Raw genomic sequence first — 17,962 nt, 5'->3', positions numbered from 1 at the left:
GGAGCGCAGCATGAAAGCTTTCACTCAGCACAATGGTTTGGTCGCGCCTCTGGATCGTGCCAACGTCGACACCGACCAGATCATTCCCAAGCAGTTTCTCAAGTCGATCAAGCGCACCGGTTTTGGCCCCAACCTGTTCGACGAATGGCGCTACCTGGACGTGGGCCAGCCCTACCAGGACAACTCCAAGCGCCCGTTGAACAAGGATTTCGTGCTCAACGCCGAGCGTTACCAGGGTGCCAGCGTGTTGCTGGCCCGGGAGAACTTCGGTTGCGGCTCCAGCCGCGAGCACGCGCCGTGGGCCCTGGAGGAGTACGGTTTTCGCAGCATCATCGCGCCCAGCTACGCCGACATCTTCTTCAACAACAGCTTCAAGAACGGCTTGTTGCCGATCATCCTGAGCGACGCTGAAGTCGACGAGCTGTTCCAGCAGGTCGAGGCTACTCCTGGCTACCAGTTGCGCATCGACCTCCAAGCGCAGACCGTGACCCGCCCCGACGGCAAGGTGCTGAAGTTCGAGATCGATGCCTTCCGCAAGCATTGCCTGCTCAACGGTCTGGACGACATCGGCCTGACCCTGCAGGACGGCGACGCCATCGCCGCCTTCGAGGCCAAGCATCGCGCCAGCCAGCCCTGGCTGTTCCGCGACGCCTGATTGCCTGATCGACGGCAAGCCCGCCCCTACGGATGGCGTTGTAGGAGCTGGCTTGCCAGCGAACGCCGTTTCCCTTGCCCAAAAGGATCGCCCCATGACCAGCAACGCCCACAGCCAGGTAGTACAGAAGCAATTTGGCGAGCAGGCTTCGGCTTACCTGAGCAGCGCCGTGCACGCTCAGGGTGCCGAATTCGCCTTGCTGCAGGCCGAGGTGGCAGGCAAGGGCGCAGCCCGGCTCCTGGACCTGGGCTGCGGTGCCGGCCACGTCAGTTTTCATGTCGCGCCGCAGGTCAGGGAAGTGGTGGCCTACGACCTCTCCCAGCAGATGCTGGATGTGGTGGCAGGGGCGGCGCAGGAGCGCGGGCTGGGTAACATCCGCACCGTACTGGGCGCCGCCGAGCGCCTGCCGTTCGCCGATGGCGAGTTCGACTTCGTCTTCAGCCGTTACTCGGCCCACCATTGGAGCGACCTGGGCCTGGCCCTGCGGGAAGTGCGCCGGGTACTGAAGCCGGGCGGCTTGGCGGCGTTCATCGATGTCTTGTCGCCGGGCAGTCCGCTGCTGGACACTTACCTGCAAAGCGTCGAAGTGCTGCGCGATACCAGCCATGTGCGCGATTATTCGGCGGGTGAATGGCTGCGCCAGGTCAGCGAGGCCGGCCTGCACACCCGCAGTACCAGCCGCCAGCGCCTGCGCCTGGAGTACAGCTCCTGGGTCGAGCGCATGCGCACTCCCGAGCCGTTGCGGGTGGCGATCCGCCAGTTGCAGCAGGCAATGGGTAACGAAGTGCGTGAATATTTTGAGATTGCGGCCGACGGTTCGTTCAGTACAGATGTACTGGTGCTGTGGGCCGAGCGATAGACTTTTTCCGGGCACGCCTGCGGGCGTGCCGACAGAGCAAACGAGGAACGCATGAGCAAGCAGATTCTGATTCTCCCCGGTGACGGTATTGGCCCGGAAATCATGGCCGAGGCGGTCAAGGTCCTGGAATTGGCCAACGACAAGTACAGCCTGGGCTTCGAGCTGAGCCACGACGTGATCGGCGGTGCGGCCATCGACAAGCACGGTGTGCCCCTGGCCGATGAGACCCTGGATCGTGCCCGGGCCGCCGATGCGGTGCTGCTGGGCGCCGTGGGCGGCCCGAAGTGGGACAAGATCGAGCGTGACATCCGCCCTGAGCGCGGCCTGCTGAAGATTCGTGCGCAACTGGGCCTGTTCGGCAACCTGCGCCCGGCGATCCTCTACCCGCAATTGGCCGATGCTTCGAGCCTGAAACCGGAAATCGTCTCCGGCCTGGACATCCTCATCGTTCGCGAGCTGACCGGCGGCATCTACTTCGGCGCGCCACGGGGCACCCGCGAACTGGAAAACGGCGAACGCCAGTCCTACGACACCCTGCCGTACAGCGAGAGTGAAATCCGCCGTATTGCCCGGGTCGGCTTCGACATGGCCCGCGTGCGCGGCAAGAAGCTGTGCTCGGTGGACAAGGCCAACGTCCTGGCGTCCAGCCAACTGTGGCGTGAAGTGGTCGAGCAAGTGGCCAAGGACTACCCGGATGTCGAGTTGAGCCACATGTATGTGGACAACGCCGCCATGCAACTGGTGCGTGCGCCGAAGCAGTTCGATGTGATCGTCACCGACAACATGTTCGGCGATATTCTTTCCGACGAAGCCTCGATGCTTACCGGTTCCATCGGCATGCTGCCGTCGGCGTCCCTGGATGCCAACAACAAGGGCATGTACGAGCCATGCCACGGTTCGGCGCCGGACATCGCCGGGCAGGGCATTGCCAACCCGCTGGCGACCATCCTCTCGGTGTCGATGATGTTGCGCTACAGCTTCAACCTGTCCGAGGCCGCGGACGCCATCGAGCAGGCCGTGAGCCGGGTCCTGGACCAGGGTTTGCGCACCGGCGACATCTGGTCGGCCGGTTGCACCAAAGTCGGTACGCAGGAAATGGGCGATGCAGTAGTCGCCGCGCTGCGGAATCTGTAATCTTTCGGGCCCACTGCACAGACAGTGGCCCACTTTTGTATAGGTGTAGTTGCGATGAAACGTGTAGGTCTGATCGGTTGGCGCGGTATGGTCGGTTCCGTGCTCATGCAGCGGATGCTGGAAGAGCAGGACTTCGATCTTATTGAACCGGTGTTTTTCACCACTTCCAATGTCGGTGGCCAGGGGCCGTCGGTGGGCAAGGATATTGCTCCGCTGAAGGACGCCTACAGCATTGAAGAGTTGAAAACCCTCGACGTGATTCTGACCTGCCAGGGTGGCGACTACACCAGCGAAGTCTTCCCCAAGCTGCGCGAAGCGGGCTGGCAGGGCTACTGGATCGATGCCGCATCCAGCCTGCGCATGGAAGATGACGCGGTGATCATCCTCGATCCGGTGAACCGCAAGGTCATCGACCAGCAACTGGATGCCGGGACCAAGAACTACATCGGCGGCAACTGCACCGTCAGCCTGATGCTGATGGGCCTGGGCGGCCTGTTCGAAGCCGGCCTGGTGGAGTGGATGAGCGCCATGACCTATCAGGCCGCCTCCGGCGCCGGCGCGCAGAACATGCGCGAGCTGATCAAGCAGATGGGCGCCACCCACGCTGCCGTCGCTGATGAACTGGCCAACCCGGCCAGTGCCATCCTCGACATCGATCGCAAGGTGGCCGAGGCCATGCGCAGCGATGCCTACCCGACCGAGAACTTCGGCGTGCCGCTGGCCGGCAGCCTGATTCCATGGATCGACAAGGAACTGCCCAACGGCCAGAGCCGTGAAGAGTGGAAGGCCCAGGCCGAGACCAACAAGATCCTCGGTCGCTTCAAGAGCCCGATCCCGGTGGACGGCATCTGCGTGCGCATCGGCGCCATGCGCTGCCACAGCCAGGCGCTGACCATCAAGCTCAACAAGGACGTGCCGATCGCCGATATCGAAGGGCTGATCAGCCAGCACAACCCTTGGGTCAAGCTGGTGCCGAACCAGCGTGATATCAGCATGCAGGAGCTGAGTCCGACCAAGGTCACCGGCACCCTGAACATTCCGGTGGGCCGCCTGCGCAAGCTGAACATGGGCTCGCAGTTCCTGGGCGCCTTCACTGTCGGCGATCAGTTGCTGTGGGGGGCGGCCGAGCCGCTGCGCCGCATGCTGCGGATCCTGCTGGAGCGTTGATTCTCTGAGCGCTTGAAATAGCCCGCCCCTTGCACAAGGCGCGGGCTTTTTCATGCCCACCGCAGGAGTGGGCTTGCCCGCGAATTGCCTCGCCACCCCGTGCCGGGTAAAGTGCCGCTCCCCCCGTTTCGCCTGAGGTAGCACCATGACTCCTTCCCTTGATATTGCCGTGATCGGTGCCACCGGTACTGTCGGCGAAACCCTGGTGCAGATTCTGGAAGAACGTGACTTCCCCGTTGCCAACCTGCACCTGCTGGCCAGTAGCGAGTCGGCCGGTCATTCGGTGCCGTTCCGCGGCAAGAACGTGCGGGTGCGTGAAGTCGACGAGTTCGATTTCAGCAAGGTCCAGCTGGCATTCTTCGCGGCCGGCCCGGCGGTGACCCTGAGTTTTGCCCCGCGTGCCACGGCGGCCAACTGCGCGGTGATCGATCTTTCCGGTGCCTTGTCTTCGGCCCAGGCGCCCAATGTCGTTCCCGAAGCCAATGCCCAGGTGCTGGCCGGCTTGAAAAAACCATTGCAACTGAGCAGCCCGAGCGCTTCGGCTACCGCCCTGGCCGTGGCGCTGGCGCCGTTGCAAGGCTTGCTGGACATCCAGCGGGTCAACCTGACCGCCAGCCTGGCGATCTCCAGCCAGGGCCGTGAGGCCGTCAGCGAGCTGGCCCGGCAGACGGCCGAACTGTTGAATGTGCGCCCCATGGAGCCGCGCTTTTTTGATCGACAAGTGGCCTTTAACTTGCTGGCCCAGGTCGGCACTCCAGACACCCAGGGCCATACCCTGCTGGAAAAGCGTCTGGTCCGGGAGTTGCGCGAGGTGCTGGGGCAGCCTTTATTAAAGATTTCTGTCACTTGCATTCAAGCGCCGGTATTTTTTGGCGATAGCTATAGCGTGACTCTGCAGTCAGGCAGCGCCGTTGACCTGGCGACAGTCAATGCGGCGCTGGAAGCAGCCCCCGGCCTGGAGCTGGTGGAGGCGGGCGACTATCCGACTGCCGTGGGTGACGCCGTGGGCCAGGATGTTGTCTATGTGGGGCGGGTTCGTTCCGGGGTCGACGACCCGACGGAACTGAATCTGTGGCTGACCTCGGATAACGTACGCAAAGGTGCGGCCTTGAACGCTGTGCAGCTGGCTGAATTGTTGATAAAAGACCTGCTGTAAAAGATACTTGGCAACAATTTGCAGAATGAATCTAGCCGGGCGCTATGCTTGGCAAGTTGCTGGAGGTGAGTGGCCGTCAGGTGCTCCCGGGGCATGCAAGAAATAATCGCGCGTCGTGGTCGTTGATGGTCCCGCGCAATGCCTGTTGGCAGCCGCTACAAAACCTTCTCGCTGGCCGAGGAATGTTCAAACAAAGGATGAGGCTATGGTTCAAGTTCGCAAACTGGTGTTAGCAATAGCGGCCGCCTCGGCGCTGTCCTCCGGTATGGCGCAGGCGCTTGGGCTTGGGGAGCTGACCCTGAAGTCGAGTCTGAACCAGCCTCTGGTAGCAGAAATCGAATTGCTCGATGTCAAGGACCTCACTGCCGCCGAGGTAGTGCCCAGCCTTGCGCCGGCAGAAGAGTTCGCCAAGGCCGGCGTTGATCGCCAGGCCTTTCTCAATGACCTGCGTTTCACTCCGATTCTCAATCCCGGCGGCAAGAGCGTGCTGCGGGTGACCTCGAGCCAGCCGCTGTCGGAGCCGATGGTCAAGTTCCTGGTGCAGGTGATGTGGCCCAACGGCCGCCTGCTGCGCGACTACAGTGTGCTGCTGGACCCATCGAAATTCTCCCCGCAGGCCGCCGCCGCTGCCCAGAGCGCGCCAGTAGGCGCCCCGGCGGTGAGTGCCCCGGTCACCCGCGCCAACAAGTCCGGCAAGCCGGAGCAGTACACCACCTCGGCCCGTGACACCTTGTGGGAAATCGCCGCCAAGAACCGCAACGGTGCCTCTATCCAGCAGACCATGCTGGCGATCCAGGCGCTGAACCCGGATGCCTTTATCGATGGCAACATCAATCGGCTGAAGACCGGCAAGGTGCTGCGCCTGCCCGATGTGGTGCAGAGCACCGCGCTGCCGCAGCCCAAGGCAATTGCTGAAGTGGCGGCGCAGAATGCTGCCTGGCGCCAGGGCCGCCGCGCCGGTGCCCGTGGCCAGCAGCAGGTGGACGCGACTCGTCGCGCCGGTGCCGACAAGGCGCCCAAGCAGGTCAACACCAAGGACAACCTGAGCCTGGTGTCCGCTGAAAACGGCAAGACCCGGGGCAAGGGCGCAGCCGGCGATGCCAAGGCGCTGAACAACAAGCTGGCGGTGACTCAGGAAAGCCTCGACGCAACCCGTCGTGACAACGCCGAGCTCAAGGAGCGCATGGCGGACCTGCAAAGCCAGCTGGACAAGCTGCAGCGCCTGATCGAATTGAAGAACAACCAGTTGGCCAAGATGCAGGCCGAGGGCGCAGGTACTGCGGTACCTAATGCCCAGCCAGCTCCGGCAATGCCAGCTGAGTTGGTGGCCAAGCCCGAAGCGCCAGCCCCAGTGGTGGCGCCAGCGGCCCCGGCCAGCGAGCCGGCTGCCAAGCCTGCTGCGGATGCCGTTCCCGCCAAGAGCGACGAGGATAAATACTCCGATCTGCTGTCCAACCCGATCCTGCTGGGGCTGGTGGGTGGCGGTGCGGTATTGGCCTTGTTGCTGCTGTTGCTGTTGCTGGCTCGTCGCCGCAAGGCTCAGCAGGAAGCGGAGAAGCACTTGCGCATGGCGCGGGCACTGTCGGAGGAAAGCGATTTCACCGAGGAAATGGATCTGCCGGAAAGCAGCTTCGAAGGCCTTGAGGTTACAGCCCCAAGCGTTAATCTCGCTCCAGCTCCAGCTCCAGCTCCAGCTCCAGCTCCAGCGCCGGTGGTGGCGCCCGCTCCGGTAGCCCCGGTCGAGCGGGCCACCGATGTGCTGGGCCAGGCTCAGAATCACATCGATGCCGGCCGCCTGAACCAGGCCGCGGCGATTCTCGAAGAAGCGGTCAAGTTGGAGCCGCAACGCAGTGATCTGCGTCTGAAGCTGATGGAGGTCTACGCGCATCAGGGTGACCGCAGCGCCTTTGTCGCCCAGGAACGGCAGTTGGTGGCCAATGGCGATAACCACGCTCAGGTCGAGCAACTGAAAAGTCGCTTCCCGGCAATGGTCGCGGTAGCGGCGGCAGCTGGCCTGGCCACTGCGGCCGTGGCAGCCGAACTGGATGCCGAGTACGTCAAGGAGCTGCTGCAGGACGAACCGCCAGCGCCTGAGCCGGCTGCTCCGGTAGAAGGCCTGGATGCGGATTTTGACCTGAGCCTGGATGACCTGGAGGCTGCTTCGCCGGCAGTGCTCACCCCTGAACCTGAAACCGAGCTGGAAGACTTCCCGCTGGATGACGACCTGAGCTTTGGCTCGGTGCTCGAGCAGCAGCTTGCTCCCGAGGAAAACCTGGACGACCTGGGTGATTTCGATCTGGACCTGGGGGCTGATCTACCGGCGGCGAAGCCGAGCGATGAAGATTTCCTGCTGAGCCTGGATGACGACCTCAAGGACCTGCCGGCAGGCGACGTGCCTACCGTCACCGACCCGGCCCTGGATGACCTGGACCTGTCGGCGGACTTCGATCTGTCCCTGGCCGATGAGCTGGATGCTGGCGCGGACTCCAAGGACGCCTTCACTTCCGAGCTGGATGATGTCAACGCTGAACTGGATCGTCTGAGCCAGAGCCTTGATCAGCCGGAGCCGGCGATCCCCAGCTTCACTGCCGAGGATGCCGCTGCAGCGCCTGATGAGGCGGACTTCGACTTCCTCTCCGGCAGCGACGAGGTGGCCACCAAGCTCGATCTGGCCCAGGCCTATATCGATATGGGGGATAACGACGGTGCGCGGGACATCCTCGGTGAGGTGCTGAGCGAAGGTAACGAAGGGCAGAAGAGCGAAGCCCAGGAGATGTTGGGGCGACTGGCCTGAGGCGACCTGATGCTTGAACAGAACGGCAGCCGATGAGGCTGCCGTTTTTGTTGGTGGCGCTGCGGTGGCGGTGAGGCTCAGGCCAGCAGGTCTTCGTAAAAGGCACCGAAGGGCCGGGTAGGGTGGGCGATCTGGATTTCCAGGATCCACAGACCCACTTGCGGGCAGGCGGCGAAATCTCCCAGGTCCCCGGCGCGGTAGATGGCGTGGGGAAAGTCGCTGACCCGATGGCCCTTGATATCCAGATTGAGTACCCAGCCCATGGCTCGGGCCTGTTCCTGTGCATAGCGATAGAGTTCAGGGCCAGCCACCAGGTGGCTCTGCCAGTGGTCGTGGACCTGGTCGAACAGGCTTTTCGCCGCGGCGGCACAGGCATGCATTTCAGCGTCGTCGCCGACCACGAACGTCGCCCCGCAATCACCTTCATGGCGATCCCAGACCACGCCCAGGTCGACGAAGAACAGATCGTTTTCCTGGAGTAGCGGATCGCCATCGGAGCGTTGCTTGAAGGTTTTCAGGGTATTGGCGCCAAAGCGGATCAGCAGCGGATGCCAGATTCGCTCCATACCCATCTCCCGCAGGACTTGCAGGCCCATTTCCCTGGCGGCGGATTCCTGCATGCCTGGCTTGACCTGCCGGGCGATCTGCCCGATGGCCTCCCAGGTCATGCGCTTGGCATGGAGCATGCCCTCCAGGCTGTAGGCCAGGCCTACGGCTTCTTTGCTGGTTGCGATCATTCATCGGTTCTCGATCAGGGGGGGGGGCTTTGTTGTTTTCGATATATAAAAAACTATATAGCGTTTGCCCGGGGGGCGGATGCAATCGCCCTGTGGGCGGCTGTATGGCTGATCAATCTGCAAACAAAGCCCGACAGCCCGTGGCGTCTATTGTCTGCGGCCCTATAATGAGCGCCTTTGCGCATATCAGCAGGCTGTAAGTTCTTGGCAAATATAGATAACCCGGCCGCCGAAATGGCAGCCGAAGGCTTTTCCCGAATCGCCCTGGGTGTGGAATACAAGGGCTCGCGCTACCGCGGCTGGCAGCGTCAGGCCTCCGGTGTGCCTAGTGTCCAGGAAACCCTGGAGAAGGCCCTGTCCCGGGTCGCGGATTCTCCGGTGGTGGTGTCCTGTGCCGGACGCACCGATGCCGGGGTGCATGCCTGCGGGCAGGTGGTGCATTTCGATACTCAGGCCGTGCGTTCGATGAAGGCCTGGGTGATGGGGGCCAATATCAATTTGCCCCACGACATCAGCGTCAGTTGGGCCAAGGAGATGCCCGCGCATTTTCACGCACGGTTCAAGGCGATCGCCCGGCGTTACCGTTATGTGATCTACAACGATCAGATCCGTCCAGCCCATCTCAACGAAGAAATCACCTGGAACCACCGGCCGCTGGATATCGAGCGCATGGCCCAGGCTGCCGCGTTCCTGGTGGGCACCCATGATTTCAGCGCGTTCCGGGCCGGGCAGTGCCAGGCCAAGTCGCCGATCAAGGAGATCCATCACCTTCGGGTCACCCGGCACGGCAAGATGATCGTCCTGGATATTCGTGCCAGCGCCTTCCTGCATCACATGGTGCGCAACATCGCCGGGGTGCTGATGACCATCGGTGCCGGCGAGCGGCCGGTGGAGTGGGCGCGAGAAGTGCTGGAAAGCCGGATCCGGCGTACCGGCGGCGTCACCGCCCATCCTTTTGGCCTGTACCTGGTGCAGGTCGAATACAAGGACGAGTTCCAGTTGCCCGAGCGATACATCGGGCCACATTTCCTCAGCGGATTCTCGGAACTTGACGGCTGACGCCCGGAAAAGCATTTGCTACCATCCGGGACTTTCCGGATTTGCCCCCGAGGTTCATGACATGCCAGCTGTTCGCAGCAAGATCTGCGGGATTACCCGCATAGAAGATGCGCTGGCAGCAGTGGCGGCGGGGGCCGATGCCATCGGCCTGGTGTTCTATGCCAAGAGCCCGCGGGCGGTGAATGTGCAGCAGGCGCGTGCAATCATCGCCGCCTTGCCGCCGTTCGTGACCAGCGTCGGCCTCTTCGTCAATGCCAGTCGTTGCGAGCTGGGGGAGATCCTCGACGCCGTACCGCTGGACTTGCTGCAGTTTCATGGCGATGAGTCGGCGGCTGATTGCGAGGGCTATCACCGGCCCTATATCAAGGCGTTGCGGGTCAAGGCCGGGGATGACATCGCGGCGGCCTGCCTGGCCTATCCGCGGGCCAGCGGGATTCTGCTGGATACCTATGTCGAAGGCGTGCCGGGTGGAACCGGCGAGGCGTTCGACTGGTCCCTGGTTCCTCAGGGGCTGAGCAAGCCGATCATTCTTGCCGGTGGCCTCACGCCAGATAACGTGGCGGCAGCCATCGCCCGGGTGCGCCCGTATGCGGTGGATGTCAGCGGCGGGGTGGAGCAGGGCAAGGGCATCAAGGACCCGGCAAAGATTCAGGCATTTATGCAGGCAGTGCGTCGCAGCAACGAGTCGATGTGACGGCTGGCAGTCTGCCGCCGTCCATAACACCACTGTACAAAACAGGCAGGCGTCGCCTTCAGGCGGGGTCGGAATCGAGTGGCAACCGCTCTGGAGCGGGTTGTCGGGATGGCTGAGGAAAGGTTCGTTGCAGGCAGGTCGAGCCCGGTGCTGACCGCGGCAGCGAACTGATCATCGCCGCACACATGAATTTAGCTCAAGGGCATACGCGGGGCTGCGAACCAGAGCGTTCGGGCCGCCGGTACTGGAGAAAGAAAGCATGAGCAACTGGTTAGTAGACAAACTGATCCCTTCGATCATGCGTTCCGAGGTGAAGAAAAGCTCGGTGCCTGAAGGTCTTTGGCACAAGTGCCCATCCTGCGAGGCGGTGCTCTATCGTCCGGAGCTGGAAAAGACCCTGGATGTTTGCCCCAAGTGCAACCACCACATGCGCATTGGTGCGCGTGCCCGTATCGATATCTTCCTCGACGCCGAAGGCCGTGCCGAACTGGGCGCTGACCTGGAGCCAGTGGACCGTCTGAAGTTCCGCGACGGCAAGAAGTACAAGGACCGCCTGACCGCTGCGCAGAAGCAGACCGGCGAGAAAGATGCGCTGATCTCCATGAGTGGCACCCTGCTGGGCATGCCGGTGGTGGTCTCGGCTTTCGAATTTTCCTTCATGGGGGGCTCCATGGGCGCCATCGTCGGCGAGCGTTTCGTGCGCGCCGCCAACTACGCCCTGGAAAACCGCTGCCCGATGATCTGCTTCTCCGCCTCCGGTGGTGCGCGGATGCAGGAAGCCCTGATCTCTCTGATGCAGATGGCCAAGACCTCCGCGGTGCTGGCGCGCTTGCGTGAAGAAGGCATCCCGTTCATCTCCGTGTTGACCGACCCGGTCTACGGCGGCGTTTCCGCCAGCCTGGCGATGCTGGGCGACGTGATTGTCGCCGAGCCAAAAGCCCTGGTGGGCTTCGCCGGTCCTCGAGTGATCGAGCAGACCGTGCGGGAAAAACTGCCTGAAGGTTTCCAGCGCAGTGAGTTCCTGCTGGAGCATGGTGCGATCGACATGATCATCTCCCGTCAGGAACTGCGTCCGCGCCTGGGCAACCTGCTGGCCCAGATGATGGGCCTGCCGACGCCGGAATTCGTCGCGGCGCCGGTCGAGCCGATCGTGGTGCCGCCGGCTCCAGCAAACCTATGACCCAACGTACCCTGGGCGAATGGCTCGCCTACCTCGAGCAGTTGCACCCCTCGGCCATCGACATGGGGCTGGCGCGCTCGCAGCAGGTAGCGTCCCAGATGGGGCTGGGCAAGCCGGCGCCCCGGGTGGTCACGGTCACCGGTACCAATGGCAAGGGCTCTACCTGCGCTTTTGTCGCTTCCCTGCTGCGGGCCCAGGGCCTGCAGGTGGGGGTCTACAGTTCTCCGCACCTGCTGCGCTATAACGAGCGGGTGCAGATCAATGGCGTCGAGGCCACTGACGAGCAGTTGTGCGAAGCCTTTGCTGCGGTAGAGGCGGGGCGCGGCGAAGTCACCCTGACTTACTTCGAGATGGGCACTCTGGCAGCGTTCTGGCTGTTTCAGCAGGCGGCGCTGGATGCCGTGGTCCTGGAGGTGGGGTTGGGTGGCCGCCTGGATACGGTCAATCTGGTGGATGCCGACCTGGCGTTGGTGACCAGTATTGGTGTCGATCACATCGAATACCTGGGCGATTCCCGCGAATCCGTGGCCTTCGAGAAGGCCGGGATCTTTCGTCCTGGCGCTCCGGCGCTATGTGGCGACCTGGATCCGCCGCAACCCTTGCTGGACAAGGCGCGGGAGCTGGGCTGTCCGTTTTTCCTGCGGGGGCGGGACTTTGATCTTGGGGTCACTGACCAGCATTGGCAGTGGCGTGGCCTGGATGCCCAGGGCAAGCCGGTCGAGCTGCAAGACCTGCCATTGCTGGATCTGCCTATGGAAAATGCCGCTCTGGCGTTGCAGGCCTATCTGCTCACCGGTTTGCCATGGCAGCCGGAGCGGATCAGCGCAGCCTTGCGCCAGACCCGGGTTACCGGGCGTCTGGATCGCCGGCAGGTCGACTGGCAGGGCAAGCGCCTGAACCTGCTGCTGGACGTCGGTCACAACCCCCATGCCGCCCAGTACCTGGCTGAGCGCCTGGCGCGCCGGCCTGTGCCGGGCAAGCGTCTGGCGGTGTTCGGGCTGCTGGCGGACAAGGATCTGGAGGGCGTGATTGGCTGCCTGAAAGGGGCGGTCCGGCACTGGGCGGTAGCGCCTCTGGATACGCCGCGGGCGCGCCCGGTGGAGGATTTGCAGCAGGCTCTGGAGAACCTTGGTGCTCCGGTAGCGTCCTATTCCAGTGTGGCTGCCGCGCTGGAAGCGCAATGCGCGCAAGCCACTGCAGATGACGAAATTCTGCTGTTCGGTTCTTTTTATTGTGTTGCCGAGGCGCTTGAGTGGCTCGCCCGGCGCTCCACGGAGGAAGCTGCACATGGCAATGCTGGATAACGTCTACAAGCAGCGAATGGTCGGAGCACTGGTGTTGGTGGCCTTGGCGGTGATCTTTCTGCCAATGCTGTTCTCGCGCGAGGATGAGCAGCGTCATGTGACGGTGGATGTGCCGTCGGCGCCGCAAGCCGCGGCCATGCCGCAGGTCCAGGTCGAGCCGGTAGTTGTGCCAGAGCCTCAGGTACTGCCCGAGGGCTCTGTGCCAGCCGACGAGCACGAGCCTGTGGTGCAGCAAGCGCCATCGACCCCGATCGCACCGGCCCCGGTGGTGGCTCCTGCTCCGACCGTGGCCAGCAAGCCTGCGCCTGTGGCCAAGCCTGCGCCAACACCGGTTCCGCCGCAGCCCGTGGCCAGTGCCAAGCCCGATACCAGCCAGAGCCGGGTCGATGCCAATGGCTTGTCCGTCAGTTGGTCGGTGCAACTGGCCAGTCTGTCGAGCCGTGAAAGCGCGGAAAACCTGCAGAAAACCCTGCGTAGCCAGGGTTATAACGCCTATATCCGTTCCGCCGAAGGCAAGAACCGGGTATTTGTCGGGCCGCTGATCGAGCGCGCCGAAGCTGATCGCCTGCGTGACCTGCTGGGGCGTCAGCATAATCTCAAGGGTTTCGTGGTGCGCTTCCAGCCAGAGCGTGGCTAAGGCTATCCGCTTGATTTTAAAAGCACAGTGAATCGCAGCTTACCGACAGCCAAGCGCTCTGTTAAAATGCGCCGCCTTATCCGTCTGTAGGCTGCACTGTGCCATTTACCTGGGTTGACTGGGCGATCGTTGCAATAATCGCCATCTCCGCTTTGATCAGCTTGAGCCGCGGTTTCGTCAAAGAAGCCTTGTCGTTGCTTACCTGGATCATCGCAGGAGTCGTTGCCTGGATGTTTGGTGGCTCACTGTCCGAGTACCTCGGCGGTTATATCGAAACTCCCTCGGCTCGCGTGATCGCGGGCTGCGCAATCATGTTTGTCGCCACCTTGCTGGTGGGGGCAATGGTCAACTATCTCATCGGCGAGTTGATTCGCGTCACCGGCCTCTCCGGGACCGATCGATTCCTCGGCATGGCCTTCGGCGCTGCGCGTGGCGCGCTGCTGGTGGTCGTGGCGATCGGGCTCCTGAGCCTGGGGCCGGTACAGCAGGATTCCTGGTGGCAACAGTCGCGACTGGTGCCACAATTTCTATTGGTTGCAGACTGGTCCAAGAACCTCATATTGGGGTGGAGCAGTCAGTGGCTGGCCAGCGGTATCAGCGTACCCGCTGAAATACCGTTCAAGGAGCACCTCTTACCGGCCAAAACGCCTCAGTAAGATGGGTTCAGTTCAGTTTCATTAAGTAGGGGTTGCGTCGCATGTGTGGCATCGTCGGTATCGTCGGTAAGTCGAACGTCAATCAGGCGCTGTATGACGCGCTAACCGTCCTCCAGCACCGCGGCCAGGACGCTGCCGGTATCGTGACCAGCCATGATGGCCGGTTATTCCTGCGCAAGGACAACGGCCTGGTGCGTGATGTGTTCCAGCAGCGGCACATGCAGCGCCTGGTAGGTCACATGGGCATCGGCCATGTCCGCTATCCAACCGCGGGCAGCTCGACCTCGGCCGAGGCTCAGCCGTTCTACGTCAACTCGCCTTACGGCATCACCCTGGCGCACAACGGCAACCTGACCAATGTGGAGCAGTTGGCCAAGGAGATCTACGAGTCCGACCTGCGCCACGTCAACACCAACTCCGACTCTGAAGTGCTGCTCAACGTGTTCGCCCACGAGCTGGCCCAGCGCGGCAAGTTGCAGCCTACCGAGGAAGACGTGTTTGCCGCCGTCACCGACGTGCACAACCGTTGCGTGGGTGGCTACGCGGTGGTGGCCATGATCACCGGCTACGGCATTGTCGGTTTCCGTGATCCCCACGGTATCCGTCCGATCGTCTTCGGCCAGCGTCATACCGACGAAGGCGTGGAATACATGATCGCCTCGGAAAGCGTTTCCCTGGATGTGCTGGGTTTCACCCTGATTCGCGACCTGGCTCCGGGCGAAGCGGTCTACATCACTGAAGAGGGCAAGCTTTACACCCGCCAGTGCGCCACCAACCCGCAACTCACGCCGTGCATCTTCGAACACGTATATCTGGCCCGCCCGGATTCGATCATTGATGGCGTCTCGGTGTACAAGGCGCGCCTGCGCATGGGTGAGAAGCTGGCAGAGAAGATCCTGCGCGAGCGCCCTGAGCACGATATCGACGTGGTGATCCCGATCCCGGATACCAGCCGCACTGCGGCGCTGGAGCTGGCGAACCATCTGGGGGTCAAGTTCCGCGAAGGTTTCGTCAAGAACCGCTACATCGGCCGTACCTTCATCATGCCGGGCCAGGCGGCGCGGAAGAAATCCGTACGCCAGAAGCTCAATGCGATCGAACTGGAATTTCGCGGCAAGAACGTGATGCTGGTGGACGACTCCATCGTCCGTGGCACCACCTGCAAGCAGATTATCCAGATGGCCCGTGAAGCGGGCGCGAAGAACGTCTACTTCTGCTCGGCTGCACCTGCCGTGCGTTACCCGAACGTGTATGGCATCGACATGCCGAGCGCCCACGAGTTGATCGCCCACAATCGTTCGACCCAGGACGTGGCAGACCTGATCGGCGCCGACTGGCTGATCTACCAGGACTTGCCGGACCTGATCGAGGCGGTCGGTGGTGGCAAGATCAAGATCGAGAACTTCGACTGCGCGGTGTTCGACGGCAAGTACGTTACCGGCGACGTCGACGAGGCCTACCTGAACAAGATCGAGAACGCTCGTAACGATGCGTCCAAGGCCAAGACCCAGGCGGTCAGCGCCATCATCGATCTGTACAACAACTGATCCGAGCATTTTAAGAAGACATTAGGAGTAGGCGGCATGAGTCAGGATTGGGATGCCGGTCGGCTGGACAGCGACCTTGAAGGCGTAGCGTTCGATACCCTGGCGGTGCGCGCCGGCCAACACCGCTCGCCGGAAGGCGAGCACGGTGACCCGATGTTCTTCACCTCCAGCTATGTGTTTCGCACGGCCGCCGATGCGGCGGCGCGGTTTGCTGGCGAAGTGCCGGGCAACGTCTATTCGCGTTACACCAACCCCACGGTGCGTTCCTTCGAAGAGCGCATCGCGGCGCTGGAAGGGGCTGAGCAGGCTGTGGCGACCGCCACTGGCATGGCGGCCATTCTCTCGGTGGTCATGAGCCTGTGCAGCGCCGGCGATCATGTGCTGGTGTCGCGCAGCGTGTTCGGCTCCACCATCAGCCTGTTCGAGAAGTACTTCAAGCGCTTTGGTATTGAAGTCGATTACGTGCCCCTGGCGGACCTGTCCGGCTGGGATGCGGCGATCAAGAGCAATACCAGGCTGCTGTTCGTCGAGTCGCCCTCCAATCCGCTGGCCGAGCTGGTGGATATCGCCGCGTTGGCGGAGGTGGCCCATGCCAAGGGCGCAATGCTGGTGGTGGATAACTGTTTCTGCACTCCGGCGTTGCAGCAGCCGTTGAAGCTGGGAGCGGACGTGGTGGTGCATTCGGCGACCAAGTTCATCGACGGCCAGGGTCGTTGCATGGGCGGCGTGGTGGCCGGGCGCAGCGAGCAGATGAAAGAAGTGGTGGGTTTCCTGCGTACCGCGGGGCCGACCCTGAGCCCGTTCAATGCCTGGATCTTCCTCAAGGGCCTGGAAACCCTCAACCTGCGGATGCGTGCTCATTGTGCCAATGCCCTGGCCCTGGCTGAGTGGCTGGAGCAGCAGGATGGCGTCGAGAAGGTGCACTACGCAGGCCTTGCCAGCCATCCGCAGCACGAACTGGCCAAGCGTCAGCAGCGTGGTTTTGGCGCGGTGGTGAGTTTTGAGGTCAAGGGCGGCAAAGAGGGCGCCTGGCGCTTTATCGATGCCACGCGACTGATCTCCATTACCGCCAACCTCGGCGACAGCAAAACCACCATCACCCATCCGAGCACCACGTCCCACGGGCGCCTGGCGCCTCAGGAGCGTGAAGCGGCGGGCATTCGCGACAGCCTGATCCGCATTGCGGTGGGGCTGGAGGACGTGGTCGACCTGCAAGCCGACCTGGCTCGCGGCCTGGCAGCCTTGTGATCGAGTTGTCCACGCCCCAGGGCGGCGGCAACGGGCGTGTCGCGCTGGTGACCGGCGCGGCCCGGGGTATCGGCCTGGGTATTGCTGCCTGGCTGATCAGCGAAGGCTGGCAGGTGGTGTTGACCGACCTCGATCGTGAGCGTGGCTCCAAGGTGGCCAAGGTGCTGGGTGAAAGTGCCTGGTTCATCACCATGGACGTGGCCGATGAAGTGCAAGTGGCCCAGGGGGTGGCTGAGGTGCTGGGGCAGTTCGGGCGCCTCGACGCCCTGGTCTGCAATGCTGCTGTGGCTGACCCGCACAACATCACCCTGGAAAGCCTGGATCTGGCCTACTGGAATCGGGTCATGGCGGTGAACCTGGGCGGGCCGATGCTGCTGGCCAAGCACTGTGCGCCGTATTTGCGCGCCCATGGCGGCGCCATCGTCAATCTGGCGTCTACCCGCGCCAGGCAATCGGAGCCTGACAGCGAAGCCTACGCGGCGAGCAAGGGGGGGCTGCTGGCCTTGACTCATGCCCTGGCGATCAGCCTGGGGCCGGAGATTCGGGTCAATGCGGTAAGCCCCGGCTGGATCGATGCCCGGGATCCTGCGGCGCGTCGCGCAGAGCCATTATCCGATGCCGATCATGCCCAGCATCCGGCAGGCAGGGTAGGGACGGTGGAAGATGTGGCCTCCATGGTGGCCTGGCTGCTGTCCCGCAATTCGGGCTTTGTCACCGGCCAGGAATTCGTGGTGGACGGTGGCATGACCAAGAAAATGATTTATCAGTAATAAGGGTGGTAGCGAGTTTGTGGCCGCAAGCCCAAGAGGAGCGCCTCTGGCTCTTGGTGCGAAGTTTCTGCTTGCTGCTGTTTTTGAAAAAAACTTCAAGCCTGCTATTGACTTAGCTTCGTTACCTGCGTAAATTTCGCGGCCTCAGCGAAGCAAAGGGTGATTAGCTCAGCCGGGAGAGCGTCTGCCTTACAAGCAGAATGTCGGCGGTTCGATCCCGTCATCACCCACCATTCCCTGAGTCTCTTTCGCAAGAAAGAGGGAAGCTTCCAAGGAAGCCTCCAACCGACGCGCAGCGGTAGTTCAGTCGGTTAGAATACCGGCCTGTCACGCCGGGGGTCGCGGGTTCGAGTCCCGTCCGCTGC

Annotated in this window: 16 protein-coding genes and 2 tRNA genes; 17 read left to right on the top strand and 1 reads right to left on the bottom strand. The window is 62.6% G+C overall.

Going from position 1 to position 17,962, the window contains the following annotated elements:
* Positions 1 to 10 precede the first annotated feature (10 nt).
* From leuD to ACUXVH_RS31220, 6 genes are all read left to right on the top strand, one after another.
* On the top strand, positions 11 to 655 hold the full coding sequence (gene leuD, locus ACUXVH_RS31245; protein ID WP_011060376.1) for a 3-isopropylmalate dehydratase small subunit: 645 nt from the start codon (positions 11 to 13) through the stop codon (positions 653 to 655).
* Between the two features lie 94 nt (positions 656 to 749).
* Positions 750 to 1,514, top strand: a complete 765-nt coding sequence (locus tag ACUXVH_RS31240) for a class I SAM-dependent methyltransferase (protein WP_019094942.1) — start codon at positions 750 to 752, stop codon at positions 1,512 to 1,514.
* A 51-nt stretch (positions 1,515 to 1,565) separates the two neighbouring features.
* A complete protein-coding gene (gene leuB / locus ACUXVH_RS31235; protein WP_065363481.1) occupies positions 1,566 to 2,648 on the top strand; it encodes a 3-isopropylmalate dehydrogenase in 1,083 nt (360 codons plus the stop codon).
* Positions 2,649 to 2,702: 54 nt separating this feature from the next.
* Positions 2,703 to 3,815 carry an aspartate-semialdehyde dehydrogenase gene (gene asd / locus ACUXVH_RS31230; RefSeq protein ID WP_015634899.1) on the top strand — a complete coding sequence of 371 codons (1,113 nt, stop codon included), beginning with the start codon at positions 2,703 to 2,705 and terminating at the stop codon, positions 3,813 to 3,815.
* Between the two features lie 145 nt (positions 3,816 to 3,960).
* Positions 3,961 to 4,971: an aspartate-semialdehyde dehydrogenase gene (locus tag ACUXVH_RS31225; RefSeq protein WP_065363482.1), complete on the top strand. Its 1,011-nt coding sequence runs from the start codon at positions 3,961 to 3,963 to the stop codon at positions 4,969 to 4,971.
* A gap of 205 nt (positions 4,972 to 5,176) precedes the next feature.
* On the top strand, positions 5,177 to 7,765 hold the full coding sequence (locus ACUXVH_RS31220) for a FimV/HubP family polar landmark protein (RefSeq protein WP_123397599.1): 2,589 nt from the start codon (positions 5,177 to 5,179) through the stop codon (positions 7,763 to 7,765).
* Between the two features lie 77 nt (positions 7,766 to 7,842).
* Here the strand turns inward: ACUXVH_RS31220 and ACUXVH_RS31215 are convergent, their stop codons facing one another.
* Complete coding sequence (locus ACUXVH_RS31215) at positions 7,843 to 8,502, bottom strand: M24 family metallopeptidase (RefSeq protein WP_019094940.1); 660 nt, start codon at positions 8,500 to 8,502, stop codon at positions 7,843 to 7,845.
* A gap of 234 nt (positions 8,503 to 8,736) precedes the next feature.
* Here ACUXVH_RS31215 and truA point away from each other — a divergent pair, with 234 nt between their 5' ends.
* The 11 genes from truA (at position 8,737) to ACUXVH_RS31160 (ending at position 17,962) form a co-directional block, all read left to right on the top strand.
* Positions 8,737 to 9,561, top strand: coding sequence for a tRNA pseudouridine(38-40) synthase TruA (truA, locus tag ACUXVH_RS31210; RefSeq protein ID WP_011060382.1), 825 nt, complete (start codon positions 8,737 to 8,739; stop codon positions 9,559 to 9,561).
* Positions 9,562 to 9,622: 61 nt separating this feature from the next.
* Complete coding sequence (locus ACUXVH_RS31205) at positions 9,623 to 10,255, top strand: phosphoribosylanthranilate isomerase (RefSeq protein WP_011060383.1); 633 nt, start codon at positions 9,623 to 9,625, stop codon at positions 10,253 to 10,255.
* Between the two features lie 259 nt (positions 10,256 to 10,514).
* Positions 10,515 to 11,435 (top strand): acetyl-CoA carboxylase, carboxyltransferase subunit beta, encoded by a 921-nt coding sequence (gene accD / locus ACUXVH_RS31200; RefSeq protein WP_065363484.1) that lies wholly within the window; start codon positions 10,515 to 10,517, stop codon positions 11,433 to 11,435.
* Positions 11,432 to 12,739, top strand: a complete 1,308-nt coding sequence (gene folC / locus ACUXVH_RS31195) for a bifunctional tetrahydrofolate synthase/dihydrofolate synthase (RefSeq protein WP_053150239.1) — start codon at positions 11,432 to 11,434, stop codon at positions 12,737 to 12,739. Before accD ends, folC begins: the two co-directional genes overlap by 4 nt.
* Positions 12,723 to 13,376, top strand: coding sequence for an SPOR domain-containing protein (locus ACUXVH_RS31190; protein ID WP_011060386.1), 654 nt, complete (start codon positions 12,723 to 12,725; stop codon positions 13,374 to 13,376). The genes folC and ACUXVH_RS31190 overlap by 17 nt, the downstream gene beginning before the upstream one ends.
* 98 nt (positions 13,377 to 13,474) lie before the next feature.
* The gene (locus ACUXVH_RS31185) at positions 13,475 to 14,032 is read left to right on the top strand and encodes a CvpA family protein (RefSeq protein ID WP_019094938.1); all 558 of its coding nucleotides are present in this window, start codon (positions 13,475 to 13,477) and stop codon (positions 14,030 to 14,032) included.
* A 41-nt stretch (positions 14,033 to 14,073) separates the two neighbouring features.
* Positions 14,074 to 15,579 carry an amidophosphoribosyltransferase gene (gene purF, locus ACUXVH_RS31180; RefSeq protein WP_011060388.1) on the top strand — a complete coding sequence of 502 codons (1,506 nt, stop codon included), beginning with the start codon at positions 14,074 to 14,076 and terminating at the stop codon, positions 15,577 to 15,579.
* Between the two features lie 36 nt (positions 15,580 to 15,615).
* Positions 15,616 to 16,827: an O-succinylhomoserine sulfhydrylase gene (locus ACUXVH_RS31175; RefSeq protein ID WP_065363485.1), complete on the top strand. Its 1,212-nt coding sequence runs from the start codon at positions 15,616 to 15,618 to the stop codon at positions 16,825 to 16,827.
* Positions 16,824 to 17,597: an SDR family oxidoreductase gene (locus tag ACUXVH_RS31170; protein WP_065363486.1), complete on the top strand. Its 774-nt coding sequence runs from the start codon at positions 16,824 to 16,826 to the stop codon at positions 17,595 to 17,597. The genes ACUXVH_RS31175 and ACUXVH_RS31170 overlap by 4 nt, the downstream gene beginning before the upstream one ends.
* Positions 17,598 to 17,754: 157 nt before the next feature.
* Positions 17,755 to 17,830, top strand: a tRNA-Val gene (locus tag ACUXVH_RS31165).
* Positions 17,831 to 17,889: 59 nt separating this feature from the next.
* Positions 17,890 to 17,962: transfer RNA gene (locus tag ACUXVH_RS31160), tRNA-Asp, on the top strand.

It is taken from the genome of Pseudomonas sp. 8(2025), from assembly GCF_052665325.1.
Note: the sequence above shows the minus strand (reverse complement) of the source record. Positions and strands in the feature narration are given on the sequence as shown.

Bases quoted from the DNA above. Each gene is read 5' to 3' on its own strand.
- leuD (WP_011060376.1), top strand. From the start codon at position 11: ATGAAAGCTTTCACTCAGCACAATGGTTTGGTCGCGCCTCTGGATCGT.
- ACUXVH_RS31240 (WP_019094942.1), top strand. From the start codon at position 750: ATGACCAGCAACGCCCACAGCCAGGTAGTACAGAAGCAATTTGGCGAG.
- leuB (WP_065363481.1), top strand. From the start codon at position 1,566: ATGAGCAAGCAGATTCTGATTCTCCCCGGTGACGGTATTGGCCCGGAA.
- asd (WP_015634899.1), top strand. From the start codon at position 2,703: ATGAAACGTGTAGGTCTGATCGGTTGGCGCGGTATGGTCGGTTCCGTG.
- ACUXVH_RS31225 (WP_065363482.1), top strand. From the start codon at position 3,961: ATGACTCCTTCCCTTGATATTGCCGTGATCGGTGCCACCGGTACTGTC.
- ACUXVH_RS31220 (WP_123397599.1), top strand. From the start codon at position 5,177: ATGGTTCAAGTTCGCAAACTGGTGTTAGCAATAGCGGCCGCCTCGGCG.
- ACUXVH_RS31215 (WP_019094940.1), bottom strand. From the start codon at position 8,502: ATGATCGCAACCAGCAAAGAAGCCGTAGGCCTGGCCTACAGCCTGGAG.
- truA (WP_011060382.1), top strand. From the start codon at position 8,737: ATGGCAGCCGAAGGCTTTTCCCGAATCGCCCTGGGTGTGGAATACAAG.
- ACUXVH_RS31205 (WP_011060383.1), top strand. From the start codon at position 9,623: ATGCCAGCTGTTCGCAGCAAGATCTGCGGGATTACCCGCATAGAAGAT.
- accD (WP_065363484.1), top strand. From the start codon at position 10,515: ATGAGCAACTGGTTAGTAGACAAACTGATCCCTTCGATCATGCGTTCC.
- folC (WP_053150239.1), top strand. From the start codon at position 11,432: ATGACCCAACGTACCCTGGGCGAATGGCTCGCCTACCTCGAGCAGTTG.
- ACUXVH_RS31190 (WP_011060386.1), top strand. From the start codon at position 12,723: ATGGCAATGCTGGATAACGTCTACAAGCAGCGAATGGTCGGAGCACTG.
- purF (WP_011060388.1), top strand. From the start codon at position 14,074: ATGTGTGGCATCGTCGGTATCGTCGGTAAGTCGAACGTCAATCAGGCG.
- ACUXVH_RS31175 (WP_065363485.1), top strand. From the start codon at position 15,616: ATGAGTCAGGATTGGGATGCCGGTCGGCTGGACAGCGACCTTGAAGGC.